A 17,448-nucleotide genomic window follows, 5' to 3' on the forward strand; every position below is an offset into this window, starting at 1 on the left:
GCGAGACGTCGAAGGAAACGGTCGATGGGACCCGGCGGATCCTGATCCGGGAGGGTGCCGCCTACATGAGCAACTGGCGCCCGCCTACCGCGATCCGCAGGACTGGTCCGGCGTGGGAGTCGGGGCGGACGATGTCCTGGCCTCGCTCGGCCTGAACACCGACGAACTCGACCCGCGCACGCCGCCAGTTCGGGTCGACACCGGAAACGGCTTTCTGCTGGTGGCGGTGCGAACCGGAACGGTCTTGGCGGCGATACGCCCAGCATTGGAGCGGGTCGCCGCAGTCAGCGATCGCCTTGACCTGATCGGCTACTACGTCTTCACGACCGACGCCAAGGCGACGGACATGGACGCAACCGCGCGCATGTTCGCCCCCCGCTACGCGATCGACGAGGAATCGGCGACCGGAATGGCCGCCGGGCCGCTGGCGTGCCTGCTGCACGACCGGTTCGGCCTGCGGCGTAGCCGGTTCACCATCGAGCAGGGGGTGTACATGACACCGGCGTCCCCGAGCCGGCTCGATGTCGCCCTTTCACTTTCCCACGGCCGGATCGACGGGCTGATGGTCGGAGGGTACGGCACGCGGCTGCGGGAAATGACGATCGACCTCTGAGACAGTCCCGCGCGACAGCGGACTGCAAATACGGTCAGGCCAAAGCAGGGGGAGAACCTGAACCGAACCTCATCCCGCCATGCAGAGTGTCGGCCATCGGCCGGTCGCGACGCACCGCGCCGCCGAGGATTGTATACACCCCTTCACCCAGCCACTGCCCTGCCGTATCGTCCCGGCTGACGAGAGACGCTGCAGGAGAGTACCGTGAGCGCAGACCAAGTCGCCGCCGTACTGGCGCGGTTGCCGGAGCTGGTGAACCGACAGGAGCCACTGGTGCGGCGCGGCCGGTTCTTCTCCGGCGAGTTCCTGGTCGAGGCCGATGGCGTGCCGGTTCATGTGAAAGTTCATGAGGGCAGGATCGCGGCGGTCGAGAAAGGCCCGTTCCGGATGCGGGCGTGGCGGTTTGCGATCCGTGCCGAAGCTGATGCCTGGCTGCGTTTCTGGGAGCCCGTGCCGGCGCCGGGCTATCACGACGTCATCGCCATGGGGCGGCTTGGCGTGGCCCGGCTGGAGGGCGACCTGCAGCCGCTGATGGCCAACTTGCGCTACATCAAGGAAGTGCTGGCCTCGCCGCGCGGCACCGTGGGAGCGCGCTGATCATGGGCATCCAGTTCGAGCCAATCGTCGGGCGCTACGCCACCCTTACGATGTTCGACCGGCCATGCCGGGTGTACATCGAGGAAGCCGGCCAGGGCATCCCACTGATATGCCTGCACACCGCCGGCGCCGACAGCCGGCAGTACCGCCACCTGATGACCGACCCGGCGATCACCGAGCATTTCCGGGTGATCGCGTTCGACCTGCCCTGGCACGGCAAATCGACCCCGCCGGTCGGATTCCACGACGAGGACTACCAGCTCACCACCGCGCGCTACACCGACGCCATCCTGGCGGTCGCCGACGCGCTGGAACTGGAGCAACCGGCGCTGATCGGCTGTTCGATGGGCGGACGGATCGTCCTGCACCTCGCAGCCCATCATGCCGAGCGGTTTCGCGCGCTGATCGGGGTCGAGTGCGCCGATCACCAGATCTCCTGGTACGACACCACCTGGCTGAACCGGCCGGACGTGCATGGCGGCGAGATCTGCGCCGCGATGGTGTCGGGGCTGGTGGCCCCGCAGTCGCCCGACGAGTACCGCTGGGAGACGCTGTGGGGCTACATGCAGAGCGGTCCCGGGGTGTTCAAGGGCGATCTGTATTTCTACCGAGAGGATTCCGATTTCCGCGACCGCACCGCGCTCATCGACACCACGAAGTGCCCGATCTACCTTCTGACCGGTGAATACGACTACTCCTGCACGCCGGAGGACACCGAACGCACCGCAGCCGCGATCCCCGGCGCCGAAGCTGTCATCATGAAGGAACAGGGCCATTTCCCGATGAGCGAGAACCCGGCCAAGTTCCGTGAGTATATCCTGCCCGTGCTCGACGCCATCCGCAGCGCCGGTTGAGAGAAAAGGGAGATCCGCCATGAACGTCCAGAGCCCGAAAAGTTTCCAGTTATCGCGCCCGGCCACCTGCTCCGACGCCGAATGGGACCAGCGGGTCAAGCTGGCCGCGGCCTACCGGCTGGTCGATCATTTCGGTTGGTGCGAGTTGATCTACGGCCACCTGACCGCCAAGGTGCCGGGGCCGGACAACCACTTCCTGATCAACCCCTACGGCCTGTCCTACGACGAGGTCACCGCCTCGAACCTGGTGAAGATCGACGTCGACGGCAACAAGATCGACGCCGACAACCCCTACCCGATCAGCAAGGCCGGGTTCGTGATCCACTCCGCCGTCCACATGGCGCACAGCGACCGCCACAAGGTGGTGATGCACACCCACTCGCGTGCCGGCATGGCGATCGCCGCGGTCAAGGAAGGCATCCTGCCGATTTCCATGGGATCGACTGCCTTCGTCGACCGGATCAGCTACCACGACTACGAAGGCGTCAGTCTGTACCTGGAAGAGCGCGACCGGATCGTCGAGAGCCTGGGTGAGAACCATGCGATGATCCTGCGCAACCACGGCCTGCTGACCACCGGCCGCACGGTGGCCGAGGCGTTCCTGTGGCTCTACCGTATGGAGCGGGCCGCCCAGGTGCAGATCGACGCCGGCTCGGCCGGTACGCTGAACGTCATGGGCGGCAACGTCGCCAAGAAGTCCGGCGAAGACGTGAACGCGTTCGCGGCGATCGAGGACGGCTACGGCGAACTGGAGTTCGCAGCACTGCTACGCAAGCTCGACCGCATCGATCCGAGCTACCGTGAGTGAGTGACGCGCCGTTCTGGAAGCGCAAGACGCTGGGGGAAATGACCCGCGACGAGTGGGAAAGCCTGTGCGACGGCTGCGGCAAGTGCTGTCTGGTCAAGCTCCAGGACCCGGATACCGACGAGATCGCCTATACCGATGTCTCCTGCAAGCTGCTGGACGGTGCCACCTGCCGCTGCACCGACTATGCGCGCCGCAAGAAGCGGGTGCCGGACTGCGTGGTGCTGAGTCCGGCACTGGTCGCCGACCTGTCCTGGATGCCCTCAACCTGCGCCTATCGACTGGTCCGCGAAGGCAAGGACCTGGCCTGGTGGCACCCGCTGGTGTCGGGCGACCCCAACACGGTGCATCAGGCCGGCATCTCGGTGCGCGGCCGGGTGATCTCCGAGACCCTGGTCGAGGACGCCGAGTTGCCGGAACACGTGGTCGATTGGTCTGCGTGAACGGAGCCCGGCGGTGTTGATCGCGGCATCGAACCCCCATATGCACCGTGCACAACGACGGAGCGCGTGACGATGAGTCGAGGCATGTGGATTCTGGCGGCCCTGATCGGCGTCATGACGATCGCCATGGTCTACCAGGAACAATCGGGCGGCATCGACCGACCGTGGGCACAGTGCAAGGAAAGTCTGGTCCAGCAGATGTTCTCGGATCAGTGCACGCCTGTGACCGGCGGTCTTCGCACGCCCGGCGCGCCGCGAATCGAGGAGCCGGCCCCTGACCAGCCGGACCGGCCGGTCGGCGAGATCAAGCTGAACTGATCAAGGCTCGGCCCCGCGCTTGGTGATGCGCGGGAACATGGCGACTGCGATTTCCACGATCTGCCCTTCGGCGTCGACCAGCGGCAGCATCAGCCGCTCGTAGGTCGCGATCCACCAGTTCTCGACGAACCGGAACGACCCATAGGTCGCATCGCGCCTGTCGAGCACCTCCCGGTAGGCCGGTTCGGCGAAGGTCCGGAACAGCCGCGGCATCTCGTCCAGGTAGCGGCCCGCGAGATCCTCGCCGTAGATCCGCGACAACTCGACGCCGACCGCCCGGTAGCGGATGCGCGACATCCCGGGCTCGACCTCCGCGAAGATCATGTGGGACAGAAACGGCGTGAGTTCGGTGGGCGCAAACCGCTCGACCGGTGGAGGGCGGCGCTTGTCGGCGCGAGCTTCCTCCCACAAAAGCAGGATGTCACGCAGTTCGCCACGCTGGATCCCGGAATGCTCGATGCTGATCCCCATGCTCGACATCAACTGACGTCGTTCGGCTCGGTAAGTCTCGACACGCCGGGCGCTGACTTCCTAAGCTGCCTTGCATGAGCAGATAGGAAGCATTCGTGACATCGCAACCGACGATCACCCAGCAGGTCACCTTCATCTACACCCGCGATCTGGCAGCCTCGTCCGCATTCCTGCGCGACAAGGTCGGGCTGCAACTCGCGCTCAATCAGAACGACCTGTGCCACATCTACGCGGTCGCTCCGAACGCCTTCCTGGGCGTGTGCGTCAATCGCGAGCCGCCGGCGGAACCCGGCGTCACCTACAGCTTCGTCACACCGGACGTCGACGGCATGTACGAGACCCTGAAGGCGCGCGGCGTCCAGTTCGAGGCTCCGCCGGCGCTGTCGGAGCGTTTCAACGTCTACTCCTGCTTCTTCCGAGGGATCGAAAGCTACCGGTTCGAGATCCAGGCGTTCCGCAACGCCGACTGGCCAGCTCCCCTGACCGCTTCCTGAACTCCAACCAAACCGCCGCCAAAGGATCGTTTCATGCCGAAGACCGATCTCGCCTTCTGGTCCGCCACCGAACTGCTGCGCGGCTACGCCACCGGAACCGTCTCGCCGGTGGAGGCGACCCGGGCGGCGCTGGCCCGGATCGAGGCGCTGAACGGTAAGCTGAACGCGTTCTGCCTGATCGACGCCGAGGGCGCGCTCGCGGCCGCCCGCGAGTCCGAGGCACGTTGGGCCAAGCGGTCGCCTAAAGGTTTGGTCGATGGGGTTCCGACCTCGATCAAGGACCTGTCCCCCACCAAGGGTTGGCCGACCATGCGTGGCTCCAAGGCCGTTGACCCCAAGGGTCCCTGGGAGATCGACGCGCCGTTCGTCGCCCGACTGCGCGAGCATGGCGCGGTGTTCCTCGGCAAGACCACCACGCCGGAGTTCGGCTGGAAGGGCGTGACTGACAACGCGCTGACCGGGATCACCCGCAACCCGTGGGATCCGTCCAAGACTCCCGGCGGTAGTTCCGGGGGCGCTGCGGTGGCGGCGGCGACCGGGATGGGTGCGCTGCACCAGGGCTCCGACGGCGGTGGGTCGATCCGTATGCCGGCCGGCTACACTGGGGTCTATGGGATCAAGCCGACCTTCGGCAAGGTCCCGGCCTACCCGCTGTCGCCGTTCGGCACGGTTGCCCATATCGGCCCGTTGACCCGCACGGTCGCCGACTCCGCCCTGATGCTGGCGGTGATGGGTGAACCGGACGCCCGCGACTGGTACGCCCTGCCGGACGACGGAAGCGATCCGCGCCGCGCCGTCACCGCGTCGGTCAAGGGTTGGCGGATCGCCTACTGTCCCGTGCTCGGCAACGCCGATGTCCACCCTGAAATCGCGGCGATGGTCAAGACGGCGGCGCAGGCGTTCGTCGAACTGGGCGCCACTGTCGAGGAGGTCGATCCGCCGATCCCCGACAGCCACGAAACATTCCGCAAGCACTGGTTCACCGGGGCCGCCAACCTGTTCACCGCCTTCACCGCCGAGCAGAAGGCACTGATCGACCCCGGCCTGCAGCAGATCGCCGCCGAGGGTGCGGCGTTCACCCTGCTGGAGTACCTGGCGGCGGTGAAGGAGCGCGAGGCCATGGGCACGGCCATGAGCCTGTTTCATGAGACCTACGACGTGCTGCTGACCCCGACGCTGCCGATCCCGGCGTTCGAGGCTGGACACGAGGTGCCGCCGGGATCCGGGCTGACCCGCTGGACCGAGTGGACGCCATTCTCCTACCCGTTCAACCTGACCCAGCAGCCGGCAGCATCGATCCCGTGCGGTCGGACCAGCGAGGGCCTGCCAGCCGGGCTGCAGATCGTCGCCACCAAGGGCCGGGACGACAAGGTGCTGACCGCCTCCGCAGCGTACGAGACCGTGCGGCCGGTGGAACTACCGAAGGTCTGACCCGGCAGGCGGTGTGACCATACCGCCGGCGAGTCCCGCCCGAAGCCGTTTCATCAGCGTGTCGGCGGTGACCACTCCATCCGGATCGATCGGGACGCCGGCCTCGGCCAGCGTCTCAGCGACCCAGGTATTGCAGGTTCGGCCCAGGTGGAATCGCCCGGTCGCGGGATAGAACCGACTGTCGGGATACAGGCCGGGAGCAATCGCCTCTGCACGCGTCCGCTCCTCGCGCCGCATGGAGCTGGATATGCGGGTGACCAGCCGCGTGAACGGCTCGGCGCCAAGCGGGATCGCCAGCACCTCAGCACCCGGCAGATAGCGGGCCGGGTGCGCCGGCATGGCCACCAGGTGCAGCACGGCCGGTGTCGGCACCAGCGCCGCTTCCAGGATGGTATTCAGGTCCGGGTCCGGATCCTGGTAGAACGCCGCGTCCCCCCAGCCGATTTCAATCCAGCGCGCGTCGGGAAAATCGGCAACCTCCGGAAACACCGCGGTATCGAGATCACCCGCAGAAAACGCGAGGCCGACATGCCAGCCGATGTTGACGGCCAGCACCTCGCGCATCTGTGCCATCGCCGGTCCGGACAGCACCACGGCAATGAGCGCGATCAACACGACACGCATCCAACCCTCCCCTGGTCGTTCAGAGGGTCGATAGCCGGGGATTGCGGCAGCGGGAGCGGTGAAAGACGGCCGAAAAGCGACGCCTTCAGCCGCCGCGGCGCAGCGCCCGTCCCGGTCGGTCGCCGGTGCTGCGGCCCCCCGTCCAAACGACCCGGCCGTTGACGACCACCGTGTCGATGCCGGCCGCGGGCTTCATCGGATCCTCGAAGCTGTTGGAGTCGACGATGGTCGCCGCATCGAAGACGCACAGGTCGGCGAACTTGCCGGTGGCGATTTCGCCGCGATCCTTCAAGCCGAACTCCGCCGCCGACAGCGAGGTCATGCGGCGCACGCCCTCCTCCAGCGTGAACAGTCCGACATCGCGGGCGTAATGGCCGAGGATGCGCGGGAACGTGCCCCACAGCCGCGGGTGCGGGAACTCGTCGTGCGGCAGGCCGTCCGATCCGAACATGGCGTGCGGGTACGACAGAATGCGCCGGACATCGTCCTCGTCCATTGCGAAATAGATGGCTCCGGCCGGCTGCAGACGGTCGGCCGCCTCGTGAATGCTGCAGCCCCACTCGGCGGCGATGTCGGCCAGATCACGTCCCGACGCCTCGGGATGCGCCTTCGACCAGGTCACCAGCACCCGGTTGGCGTGAACAATCGAGTCATGCTTCAGCACTGTCGATGACGCGTGATACGGATAGACGTCGAGACCGATCTTCTGGGTGTGGCGGTAGCGCTCGAACAGTTCCAACGTCTCCTTGGAGCGTCCGAAATTGCCCTTGCCGTGCACCTTGTGGTGGGAGACCACGACCGGCACCCCGGCCTCGCGTCCGATCAGGAAGGTTTCCTCCAAGCTCTTCAGAACATCGTTGCCTTCGTCGCGCATGTGCGTGACGTAGCGCCCGCCATAGGCCTTCACGCCCTTGGCCAGTTCGATCACTTCTTCGGTCGGCGCCTTGGCAGATGGCGCGTAGAACAGGCCGGTGGACAGGCCGACCGCACCGGCCGCCATCGACGCCTCGAGCGCGCCTCGCATGGCCTTCACCTCGCTGGCATCGGCGGCGCGGTCCAGCTTCTCCATGGCGCCGACCCGCAGGGTCGAATGGCCAACCAGGAACGCGGCGTTCAGCGAGGCCGGCTCGTCATCGACCGCGTTCAGGAACGCATCGAAGGTGGCGAACTTCCACCACTCCTCGTCGCCCAGCAGGTCGAGCGGCGGCGGCGGACGGCGGTCCAGCACCAGCGGCGCCAGCGAGATGCCGCAGTTGCCGACCACCACGCTGGTAACCCCCTGGCTGACCTTCATGTCCATGGTCGGTTTCGACAGCAGCGCCCGGTCGTCATGGGTATGCACATCGACGAAGCCCGGCGCGATGATCTTGCCGGTCGCGTCGACGGTACGGCCGGCCGAAGTTCCGGCCAGATCGCCGACGGCGGCAATCCGGTCGTCGACAATCGCAACATCGGCACGCCGCCGCGGGGCGCCGGTTCCATCGATCACGGTACCGCCGGTCAGCAGCAGGTCGCAGCGCTCAAGCGCGGTCATGGGAAGCCTCCAAGGTGGGACCACGATCGCACCGCGTGGACCGCCGGGTGTCAAGTCTTCGGTACACTCCCTGGAGCAGCAAACGGCCTGGATCAGTCGATCCGATGCCGTATCCAGTCGGCCAGTTCAACCACGAGCCTATCCACATTGTCCTTGAGCAACCCGAAATCGTCCAAGCGCTCGAACGTTTCGGGATCCAGGTAGAGCGCGCGGTTGATCTCGATCTGCAGCGAGTGGCGTCCGGCGGCGGGATCGGAATGCCGCTGCACGATCTCTGCCCCCTTGTAGGGATCGTTGATCGCCACGCGGTACCCAAGACCGCGCAGGATCTCGGCGGTATGACCGATGAATGCCGGGCAACAGGTGGCACCCTCCCGGTCGCTCAGCACCATGTCCGGCCGGGCCCGCCCGTGGTCGTCGTTCATCGAGTTGCCGACCGGCTTCATCGAATGGGCATTGATGTGGAAAACCACCCCGTGGCGGGCATGAGCCCGGTCGATCGCCGACGCCAAGGCCGAGTGGTATGGCCTGTGATAGGTCTGCAGCCGGTGCAGCACCTGCTCGACCGGCAGGGCCTGTCCGTACAGCGGCCGTCCCTTCAGGATCAGCCGACGGATAACCCCCATGCCGAACTCGGTCTTGCGGGTCGGATTAAGCGCGTGCGGCCAGTCACCATCCAGCAGTTTGGCGTCCAGGTCGTCCTCGGCGCGGTTGGCGTCAACGTAGGCGCGCGGGAACAGAGCAGCCAGCAAGGTGCCGCCAACCCCCGGTGCGTGCGCGAACAGTTCGTCGACATAGGCGTCGACCGAGGTCATCAACTCCGCCAGCGTCACCTGATGATCGAAGTCGGCCGGCCAGTCGGTGCCGTTGTGCGGGCTGTCGATCACCAGCGGCAGCATCTCGGCGACCGGGTCGCGGCGATACAGGACGCCGGGAATGACTACATCCGCCTGATGCACGGCCTAGCCCGCGTCGTTCAGATGGCAGGCCGACCAGCGGCCGGGCGCAATCTCCCGCAGAGCCGGCTGCTCGGCCACGCAGCGCGCGGTGGCGTGCGGGCAGCGCGGGTGGAAGTGGCAACCGGTCGGCGGGTCGAGCGGCGACGGGATCTCGCCCTTGACCGGCACGAACCGCCGCTTACGGCTGTCCAGCCGCGGGATCTCGGCAAGCAGCGCCTGGGTGTAGGGGTGGTTGGGTGCGTCGAACAGCGCCTCCGTCGGCGCGGTCTCGACCACCCGGCCGAGATACATGATGACGACCCGGTCGGACAGGTGCTCGACCACACCGAGATCGTGGCTGATGAACAGGTAGGTCAGGTTCAGCTCCTCGCGGAGCTTCATGAACAGGTTCAGCACCTGGGCCTGGATCGACACGTCCAGGGCTGCCACCGACTCGTCGCACACCAGGAAGTCCGGCTGTACCGCCAGAGCACGTGCGATGCCGATGCGCTGGCGCTGGCCGCCGGAGAATTGGTGCGGATAGCGGCGCATGTAGACCGGGTCGAGCCCGACCCGCATCAGGGTCTGGGCCACGTAGTCGTCGACCCCCTTGGCATCGACCAGCCCATGGACGACGGCAGCCTCGCCGACGATGTCCTTGACCCGCATGCGCGGGTTCAGCGAACTCATCGGGTCCTGGAAGATCATCTGGATCTTCAAGGCCGCGTCGCGAGCCTCGGGGCCACGCAGCGACGTCACTTCGCGGTCGCGGAAATGCACCGTGCCGGTGGTCGCCGGATGGACGCCAGCCACCACCCGGCCCAGCGTCGACTTCCCGCAACCCGACTCGCCGACCAACCCGACAACCTCGCCATCGGCGACCGTCAACGACACGTCGTCGACCGCCTGCACGATTTCGTCGCGCAGCGAGGCACCGACCAGATTGGCGATCTTCGCTGCCAGGTCGAGCCGCTTCACGAACCGCTTGGAGACGTGCCGCAACTCCAGGATCGGCACAGCCGGGTCGGTTCCCGGACCCACCGTCTGCTTCACTGCCGCGCTCATGCGGTCACCTGCAGCTTCGCATCGGCCGTCGCGGGGTGGTGGCAGCGTACGTCCCGGCCCACGGCCGGATGGGTGATCGCCGGTTCGACGTCACACGCGGCATCGGCATCAGGGCAGCGGGTCTTGAACGGGCATCCAGGTTCCAGATTCAGCAGCGACGGCGTCATCCCCGGAATCTGGGTGAGCGGTTGGCCACGCCGGTTGCGGCTCGGAACCGATCCGATCAGACCGCGCGTGTAGGGATGCGCGGGGCGATCCAGGACCTCGTCGACGGTGCCATGCTCGACCACCCGGCCGGCGTACATGACGCAGATCTCGTCGGCCAACCCCGCCACCACCGACAGGTCGTGGGTGATCCAGATCAGCGCGGTGCCGGTCTCCTCGCACAGCTTCTGGACCTCGTAGAGGATCTGGCCCTGGATGGTGACGTCGAGTGCGGTGGTCGGTTCGTCCGCCACGATCAGGTCCGGCCGGTTCAGCATCGCGATCGCAATCGCCACCCGCTGGCGCATTCCGCCGGAGAACTGGTGCGGATAGGCCCGCAGCCGCTCCTCCGGCGACGGTATGCCAACCCGGCCAAGCGCGTCACGGGACCGCTGCCACGCCTCCTGGTGGCTGACGCTGTGATGGGCCTGGATCGCTTCCACCATCTGGGTGTCGACCCGCAGCACCGGATTGAGGGTCATCATTGGGTCCTGGAAGATCATCGCGATCTCCCGGCCGCGCAGCCGGCGCATCCGGTCCTCGGTCGCCGAGGCGATGTTCTCGCCCTTGTACAGGATCTCGCCGGCAACCACGCGGCCCGGCGCGTCGACCAGTCCCAGGATCGAGAACCCGGTCACGGTCTTGCCGGACCCGGACTCCCCGACCAGCCCCATGACCTTCCCCGGCTGCACGGCGAACGACACGTCGTCCACCGCCTTGACGACCCCGGCCTTGGTGAAGAAGTGGGTTCGCAGATTGCGAACCTCGAGCGTCGGTGTCGTGTCGCTCGCCATCGGCCTTCTACCTCTGCAGACGCGGGTTCAGCACGTCGCGCAACCGGTCGCCGACCAGATTGATGCTGACGATGGTGACCAACAGGGCGATGCCCGGAAACGTACTGATCCAGTACGACCCGCTCATGATGTATTCGAAACCGTTGGAGATCAGCAGGCCCAGGGACGGCTCGGTCTGTGGCAGGCCCAGGCCGAGGAACGACAGCGTCGCCTCCAGCGAGATCGCATGCGCGGTCTGGACCGTGCCGACCACGATGATGGGCGCCAGACAGTTCGGCAGCAGGTGCCTGAACAGCACGCGCCGGTCACCAAGGCTCAGGCTCGCCGCCGCTTCCACGTACTCCTTGCGTCGCTCCACCAAGGCCGAACCGCGGATCGTGCGAGCGTAGTACGCCCATTGGACCGCGACCAGCGCGACGATGATCTTGTCGATCCCCTTGCCCAGCACCGCCAGCAGGATCAGCGCCACCAGGATCGCCGGGAACGACAGCTGGATATCCACCACCCGCATGATCAGGGTGTCGACCCGCCCGCCGTAGTAGGCGGCGGCCAGCCCCAGGCTACAGCCGATCAGCATGGCGATCGCGCCACTGCCGATCCCGACACCCAGGCTGATCCGCAGGCCGTATATCATCGCGCTCAGCATGTCGCGGCCGAGACCGTCAGTGCCGAGCCAGGCCGGCCGGCCGTCCATCATCGCCTCGCCGGGTGCCAGCCGGCTGTCCATGATGCTGACCGTCGCAAGGTCATAGGGGTCGGTCGGGGCGATCAGCGGTCCCAGCAGGGCGATCAACGCGATCAGCGCCACCACCAGCGTGCCGACGACCGCAACAGAACTCTCCCGGTAGTCCGAGACGAACCGGCGAAACGGCGTCTCGACACCAGAATCCGCGGACGCGGCTGCTGCCGGCGCGCGGTTCGGAAGGGTCGGGTCGTCCTGAAGCGCGGTCATGACTTCATATCCTGCAGACGGACCCGGGGATCGAGAATCGAGTAGGCGATGTCCACGATCAAATTCAGGAAGACGAAGATCAGGACGATGATCATCAGGTAGGCGACGATCACCGGCCGGTCGAGGAAACTGATCGACTCGATCAGCAACTTGCCGATCCCCGGCCAGGCGAACACCGTCTCGGTCACCACCGAGAACGCCACCAGACCGCCGAACTCCAGCCCCAGGACGGTCACCACCGGGATCAGGATGTTCTTCATGACGTGGACCAGGATCACCCGGCTCTCGGACAGCCCCTTGGCGCGGGCGAACTTGATGTAGTCCTGGTGCACAACCTCGCGCGCGCCGGCCCGCGACAACCGGATCACCAGCGACAGCTTGAACAGCGCCAGATTGACCGCCGGCATCAGGATGTGCGCCCAGCCATCCAGGCTGAACAGGGTCGTCGGGAAGCCCAGCACGTAGGTGATTTCATCAGACCGTCCGGTCGACGGCAGCCAGCCGAGAATGACGGCGAACAGCAGGATCATCATGATCCCAACCCAGAACGTCGGCAGGCTGAACCCGAGGATCGAGCCGGTCATGATGGTCTTGGCAACCGGTGACTCCGGCCGCAACCCTGCCCAGGTTCCGAGCGGGATGCCGAAGAACACGGCGATCGCCAACGCCACGAACGCCAGTTCCAACGTGGCCGGAAGCCGTTCGAGGATCAGTTGAAGCGCCGGCTCGTTGAACCGGAACGATTCACCCAGATTGCCGGACAGCGCGCCGCCCAGGAACTGCAGGTATTGCACGTGGAACGGTTGGTCGAGGCCAAGCTCCGCGATTACGCGGGCCCGCTCTGCCTGATCAGCGTCGTCGGCCACCAGGATCTGCGTGGGATCGCCGACCACGTAGACGCCGGCAAACACCAGAAACGACATGACCAGCACGACCAGCATCGCCTGCATCAGCCGCCGGATGATGAATACGCTCAATTCCGTAGCCTCCGGCCGGAATCGCGGTCACGCCCGGTCAGTACGGACGCAAACGGAAGTGGCGGCGCGGAACCGAACGACTGTCGGCTCCGCGCCGACCGCTTACTTCTTATAGACGTCGTACACGACTGTCCGCTCGTCGGTACGCGCATTGTAGGCAAGGCCCTTACGGGTCGCCCAGGTGTTGACCTGATAGTGCAGCGGGATGATGCCCATGTCCTCGCCGATGCCGATGTCGGTGGCTTCGGCCAGCAACGCGCCGCGCCGCTTGTCATCGACCGTTGCCAAAGCCGCGACCAGCGCCTCGTCCATCTTCGGGTTGGAATGGCGCCCCCGGTTGGATGCGCCGAAGCCCTTCTTCGGGTCGAAGGTCGCCAGCAGCGACTTCAGCGGCGACGACGCCTCGCCGGTACCCGAGCCCCAACCGACCAGGATGAAGCTGAACTCCGGCGACTTGTCCGGCCCACCCTTAGAGGCCCGTGAGAAGAAGACGTTCTTCGTCATCGTCTCGACCTTGGTCGGGATGCCGTTGGCGGTCAGCATCTGGCCGATCGCCTCGCAGATCTTGGCGTCGTTGATGTAGCGGTCGTTCGGCCCATGGATCGTCAAGCCGAAGCCGTCGCCCCATCCAGCCTCCGCCAGCAGCTTCTTCGCCGCCTTGGGATCGTAGGGATCGGCCGTCAGGTTCGGCGACCGCCCGAAGAACCCGTCCGGCAACAGCTGACCGGCCGGGATTGCCACACCCTCCATCACCCGATCGACAATCGCCTGGCGGTTGATCATCAGGGACAACGCCTTGCGGACCTTGGGGTCCAGCAACGGATTCTTGTCCAGCGGCTTGCCGTCGACCGTGGTGACGAACGGCGATTTCTCGCGGAACTGGTCCAGATGCAGATAGATCACCCGGTTCGAAACACCCTGGGACAACGCAACCGACGAATCCTTCTTGAGGCGCGCGATGTCCACCGTCGGCACGTTGTCGATCATGTCGACGTCACCGGCCATCAGCGCGGCGACACGCGCCGGCTGTGCCGGGATGAACTTGAAGGTGACTTCGTCGAACGGCTGCTTCAGCCCGCCGTTGTACTCGTCGAACTTCTTCAGGGTGACGCGCTCGCCCTTCTTCCACTCGACGAAGCGGAACGGCCCGGTGCCGATTGTAGCGGTGCCGTCGTTGAAGTCCTTCGCCTCGATGCCCTTGTTCTTCGCCGGGTCGCCGGTACCCTTGGCCTCCGACGACATGATCATCACCGTCGTCAGATCGTTCGGCATCAGCGGATAGGGCGCCTCGGTCGCGATGCGGACCGTATGGTCGTCGACCTTGGTGACGGTCTTGCCCTTGGTGTAGGTGCGGAAGGACGAGTTGCCGCCCTCATACTGGTCGGCGCGCTCGAACGAGAAGATCACATCGTCTGCCGTGAACGCGCTGCCGTCATGGAAGGTCGTGCCCTTGCGCAGCTTCAGCTCCCACACCGTATCGGAGACCGCCTTCCATTCGGTTGCCAGTCCCGGGATGAGCTGCTGATTGGCATCGAACTCGACCAGTCGTTCGAACATGTGCCCGATCAGGGCGTTGTTCGGCCCGAGGTTGTGAAAGTACGGATCCATGGACGACGGTTCTGCCGCCAGACCGATCGTGATGTCCTCCGCATATACTGGAGTGGTGAACGCGCTGAACGCGATCGCGACGGCCCCTAGCCGACGTATCATGGTCATGCCTGCCTCCATCTGTTCCAACCGTTTGGTCGTCTTTTTGCGACCCGTCACGACCAGATTCGGGCGCGGGATCGAATGTCGAGCATGGCGGATTTAGGATAGATCGACAATCCCGGCACGCTTTCCGATCGCTCTCCGGCTTGCGCATTCGTTCGGGCAGGGATGGGGATCGCCATCATGAACCCGTTTCCGGTGATCCGATACGAACGGGTGGCCCGGCATCTGGCGTTCGTGCCACTCGAGCCGGCGATCGACTATCTCACCTCGATCGTCCTTCCGAGCCGCACGGCGCCCACTCCGTCGACACGCAGGTTCGTCGAGTTCCTTCGCCAGACACCACCGTCCAACGCCTGGTTCGACCGGATCTGACCACCCTGCAACACACTGGACATCGCCCTCGCCGCTGGCCAATGCCTCGGCCATCACATAGCCTAGGCAACCATTCAACGGCCCTGTCACACAGATTGACCGACATCTCAGCCGACACATCTCCCGTCGAGCCCGAACGCCCGACACCTGTCCCCCAGGAGCACACGGATACCGCCGATGACCGCTGATTCCGCTCGCCTCACCCCTTGGCCGGTCGAGCTTCGGGCTCCGGACATCGAGCCCTATCGGAACGGCAACACCGACGTTCCGTTCTTCTGGAGCTTTGACAGCAACCTGCCGGGCCCGCACGTCATGGTGACGGCGGTCGTCCATGGCAACGAACTCTGCGGCGCCCGGGTTGTCGACCGACTGCTACGCGAACAGATCCGGCCGGATCGTGGCCGGCTCACGTTCGGCTTCTGCAACGTCGCGGCGTATGTCGCGTTCGACCCGGCCTATCCGACCCTGTCGCGCTTCGTGGACGAAGACTTCAACCGCATCTGGGACCAGCCAACGCTGAACGGCTCGCGATCATCGGTCGAACTGGCCAGGGCCAGGGCCATCCGCCCGTTGGTCGACACCGTCGATATCTTGCTCGACCTTCACTCGATGCAGAACGCAACCGAACCGCTGATCCTGGCGGGAGCCTGCCAGAAGGGCCTCGATCTGGCCCGGCGGGTCGGCTACCCGGCCACGACCGTGATCGATGCCGGGCACGCTGCCGGCGCGCGCATGCGCGACTACTCGTTCTTCCAGGATCCGTCGGACCCGCGGGCCGCCCTGCTGGTGGAATGTGGCCAGCACTGGGCGCGATCCTCAGAGATTGTCGCCATGGAGACGACCTTGCGCTTCCTGCTCGCAACCGAAACCGTGGGCCGGGCGGCGGTCGAGCCGTGGCTCGGGTCGGAGCCGGAACCTCAGAAGGTGATCCAGATTACCCAACCGGTGACGGTTCGCACCGACGGCTTCGCGTTCGTCGAGCCCTTTGTCGGCATGGAATGCGTCCCGCGGGCCGGCACCGTCATCGCCCACGATGGCGACCAGACGATCGTCACTCCGTACGACGACTGCATCCTGATCATGCCGTCGCGCCGGCTTTCGGTGGGACAGACCGCGGTTCGCCTCGGCCGGTTCGTTGATGACTGACGCCGGCAACCAGCAGCCGCCGGAGAAGGCCGGCGGCGACCGCATGACCGCCGGACGCCCCAAGGGGTCCATGGCACTTGCCCTTGCGCTCGGAACCGCCGGCGGTCTGCTGTTCGCGTGGGCCAAGCTCCCGCTGCCCTGGATGATGGGAGCCATGGTGGCAACCACCATCGCGTCCGTCGCCGGGGCCAACATCCGCGTCGATTTTCGGCTTCGGACCGTGATGATCGCGATTCTCGGGATCATGCTTGGCAGCGCATTCCAGCCATCGCTGATCGATAGGATCGGCGAGTGGACAATCACCATCGCCGGGCTGCTGGTCTACGCCATCGTGGCCGGTGGTCTGTGCACCTGGTACTTCCGGAAGGCTGCCGGCTACGACGCGGTGACGTCCTACTTCGCGTCATCTCCCGGCGGATTGAACGAGATGGTGATCGTCGGCCGCGAGATGGGCGGCGACGACCGGATCATCGCGCTGACCCACTCGGCGCGCATCCTGCTGGTCGTGATGACGTTGCCGTTCCTGTTCCAGTTGTTCACCGACTACACCCCGGCTGCCGGCCTGCTGCCGGTCGGTGGTTCGATCGACATGCCCCTGCTCGACTGGGCCATCCTGGCCGGGTGCGGCGTGGTCGGCGCAATCGTTGCCAAGCGCCTGCGAATCCCGGCTGCCGTCCTGATCGGCCCGATGCTTCTGTCTGCGGGGATCCATGTGGCCGGCGTCACCCAGGCGACCCCGCCGAGCCTCCTGGTCGCGATCGCCCAGGTGGTGATGGGCACCGGCATCGGCTGCCGGTTCGCCGGAACTGCGGTGCGCGACATCGCAAAGGTCGTCGGCGTCTCGGTGGGATCGACGGTGATCCTTCTGGTGCTCGGCGTGCTATTCGGGTTTGCCCTGGAACAGATCACCGACGTGCCGTGGTTCGTGCTGGTCCTGGCCTACGCGCCGGGCGGGCTCGCGGAGATGAGCCTGGTCGCCCTGGCCCTGGGCCGGGATGTCGCGTTTGTCGCAACCCACCACATCTTCCGCATCGGATTCATCGTGATTCTGGCGCCGTTGGCGTTTCGGATCATGCGACGCACCCGGCGGGTCTAGCGGGCGC

General features: G+C 65.9%; 20 protein-coding genes. 11 read left to right on the forward strand and 9 right to left on the reverse strand.

The window, feature by feature from the left end; translation table 11 throughout:
* The 6 genes from RIC54_RS14135 to RIC54_RS14160 form a co-directional block, all read left to right on the forward strand.
* Window positions 1-613, forward strand: a 613-nt coding sequence (locus RIC54_RS14135; RefSeq protein WP_350151126.1) for a PhzF family phenazine biosynthesis protein, incomplete at its 5' end; no start/stop codon positions are given.
* Window positions 614-817: 204 nt separating this feature from the next.
* Window positions 818-1,210 (forward strand): hypothetical protein, encoded by a 393-nt coding sequence (locus RIC54_RS14140; protein WP_350084830.1) that lies wholly within the window; start codon window positions 818-820, stop codon window positions 1,208-1,210.
* Between the two features lie 2 nt (window positions 1,211-1,212).
* Window positions 1,213-2,064 (forward strand): alpha/beta fold hydrolase, encoded by an 852-nt coding sequence (locus RIC54_RS14145; RefSeq protein ID WP_350084831.1) that lies wholly within the window; start codon window positions 1,213-1,215, stop codon window positions 2,062-2,064.
* A gap of 19 nt (window positions 2,065-2,083) precedes the next feature.
* A complete protein-coding gene (locus RIC54_RS14150; RefSeq protein ID WP_350084832.1) occupies window positions 2,084-2,872 on the forward strand; it encodes a class II aldolase/adducin family protein in 789 nt (262 codons plus the stop codon).
* A complete protein-coding gene (locus RIC54_RS14155) occupies window positions 2,869-3,312 on the forward strand; it encodes a YcgN family cysteine cluster protein (RefSeq protein ID WP_350084833.1) in 444 nt (147 codons plus the stop codon). Before RIC54_RS14150 ends, RIC54_RS14155 begins: the two co-directional genes overlap by 4 nt.
* A gap of 72 nt (window positions 3,313-3,384) precedes the next feature.
* Entirely contained in the window at window positions 3,385-3,630 is a 246-nt protein-coding gene (locus tag RIC54_RS14160) for a hypothetical protein (protein WP_350084834.1), read from the forward strand.
* On the opposite strand, the gene RIC54_RS14165 is transcribed toward RIC54_RS14160, so the two are convergent.
* Window positions 3,631-4,101 carry a hypothetical protein gene (locus tag RIC54_RS14165; protein ID WP_350084835.1) on the reverse strand — a complete coding sequence of 157 codons (471 nt, stop codon included), beginning with the start codon at window positions 4,099-4,101 and terminating at the stop codon, window positions 3,631-3,633.
* Between the two features lie 95 nt (window positions 4,102-4,196).
* On the opposite strand from RIC54_RS14165, the gene RIC54_RS14170 reads away from it, so the two are divergent.
* Window positions 4,197-4,595 carry a VOC family protein gene (locus RIC54_RS14170; RefSeq protein ID WP_350084836.1) on the forward strand — a complete coding sequence of 133 codons (399 nt, stop codon included), beginning with the start codon at window positions 4,197-4,199 and terminating at the stop codon, window positions 4,593-4,595.
* A 33-nt stretch (window positions 4,596-4,628) separates the two neighbouring features.
* Window positions 4,629-6,026 carry an amidase gene (locus RIC54_RS14175; protein ID WP_350084837.1) on the forward strand — a complete coding sequence of 466 codons (1,398 nt, stop codon included), beginning with the start codon at window positions 4,629-4,631 and terminating at the stop codon, window positions 6,024-6,026.
* Here RIC54_RS14175 and RIC54_RS14180 read toward each other — a convergent pair.
* From RIC54_RS14180 to RIC54_RS14215, 8 genes are all read right to left on the reverse strand, one after another.
* Complete coding sequence (locus RIC54_RS14180; RefSeq protein WP_350084838.1) at window positions 6,012-6,650, reverse strand: DUF2459 domain-containing protein; 639 nt, start codon at window positions 6,648-6,650, stop codon at window positions 6,012-6,014. The two genes, RIC54_RS14175 and RIC54_RS14180, sit on opposite strands and share 15 nt — an antisense overlap.
* A gap of 85 nt (window positions 6,651-6,735) precedes the next feature.
* Window positions 6,736-8,184, reverse strand: coding sequence for an N-acyl-D-amino-acid deacylase family protein (locus tag RIC54_RS14185; protein WP_350084839.1), 1,449 nt, complete (start codon window positions 8,182-8,184; stop codon window positions 6,736-6,738).
* 92 nt (window positions 8,185-8,276) lie between these two features.
* Complete coding sequence (locus RIC54_RS14190) at window positions 8,277-9,143, reverse strand: N-formylglutamate amidohydrolase (protein ID WP_350084840.1); 867 nt, start codon at window positions 9,141-9,143, stop codon at window positions 8,277-8,279.
* 3 nt (window positions 9,144-9,146) lie between these two features.
* A complete protein-coding gene (locus RIC54_RS14195; RefSeq protein WP_350084841.1) occupies window positions 9,147-10,187 on the reverse strand; it encodes an ABC transporter ATP-binding protein in 1,041 nt (346 codons plus the stop codon).
* Complete coding sequence (locus RIC54_RS14200; protein ID WP_350084842.1) at window positions 10,184-11,185, reverse strand: ABC transporter ATP-binding protein; 1,002 nt, start codon at window positions 11,183-11,185, stop codon at window positions 10,184-10,186. Before RIC54_RS14200 ends, RIC54_RS14195 begins: the two co-directional genes overlap by 4 nt.
* Before the next feature lie 7 nt (window positions 11,186-11,192).
* A complete protein-coding gene (locus tag RIC54_RS14205; RefSeq protein WP_350084843.1) occupies window positions 11,193-12,137 on the reverse strand; it encodes an ABC transporter permease in 945 nt (314 codons plus the stop codon).
* A complete protein-coding gene (locus RIC54_RS14210; protein WP_350084844.1) occupies window positions 12,134-13,114 on the reverse strand; it encodes an ABC transporter permease in 981 nt (326 codons plus the stop codon). Before RIC54_RS14210 ends, RIC54_RS14205 begins: the two co-directional genes overlap by 4 nt.
* A 102-nt stretch (window positions 13,115-13,216) precedes the next feature.
* Window positions 13,217-14,830 carry an ABC transporter substrate-binding protein gene (locus RIC54_RS14215; RefSeq protein WP_350084845.1) on the reverse strand — a complete coding sequence of 538 codons (1,614 nt, stop codon included), beginning with the start codon at window positions 14,828-14,830 and terminating at the stop codon, window positions 13,217-13,219.
* A gap of 102 nt (window positions 14,831-14,932) precedes the next feature.
* Here RIC54_RS14215 and RIC54_RS14220 point away from each other — a divergent pair, with 102 nt between their 5' ends.
* The 3 genes from RIC54_RS14220 to RIC54_RS14230 all read left to right on the forward strand — a co-directional run bounded on the left by RIC54_RS14220 (window position 14,933) and on the right by RIC54_RS14230 (window position 17,441).
* Window positions 14,933-15,199: a LysR substrate-binding domain-containing protein gene (locus RIC54_RS14220; protein ID WP_350085038.1), complete on the forward strand. Its 267-nt coding sequence runs from the start codon at window positions 14,933-14,935 to the stop codon at window positions 15,197-15,199.
* Window positions 15,200-15,376: 177 nt separating this feature from the next.
* Window positions 15,377-16,345: a M14 family metallopeptidase gene (locus RIC54_RS14225; RefSeq protein ID WP_350084846.1), complete on the forward strand. Its 969-nt coding sequence runs from the start codon at window positions 15,377-15,379 to the stop codon at window positions 16,343-16,345.
* Entirely contained in the window at window positions 16,338-17,441 is a 1,104-nt protein-coding gene (locus RIC54_RS14230) for an AbrB family transcriptional regulator (RefSeq protein WP_350084847.1), read from the forward strand. The genes RIC54_RS14225 and RIC54_RS14230 overlap by 8 nt, the downstream gene beginning before the upstream one ends.
* The last annotated feature ends 7 nt before the right edge of the window (window positions 17,442-17,448 follow it).

This window comes from Thalassobaculum sp., assembly GCF_040219215.1.
Taxonomy (GTDB): Bacteria; Pseudomonadota; Alphaproteobacteria; order Thalassobaculales; family Thalassobaculaceae; genus Thalassobaculum_A.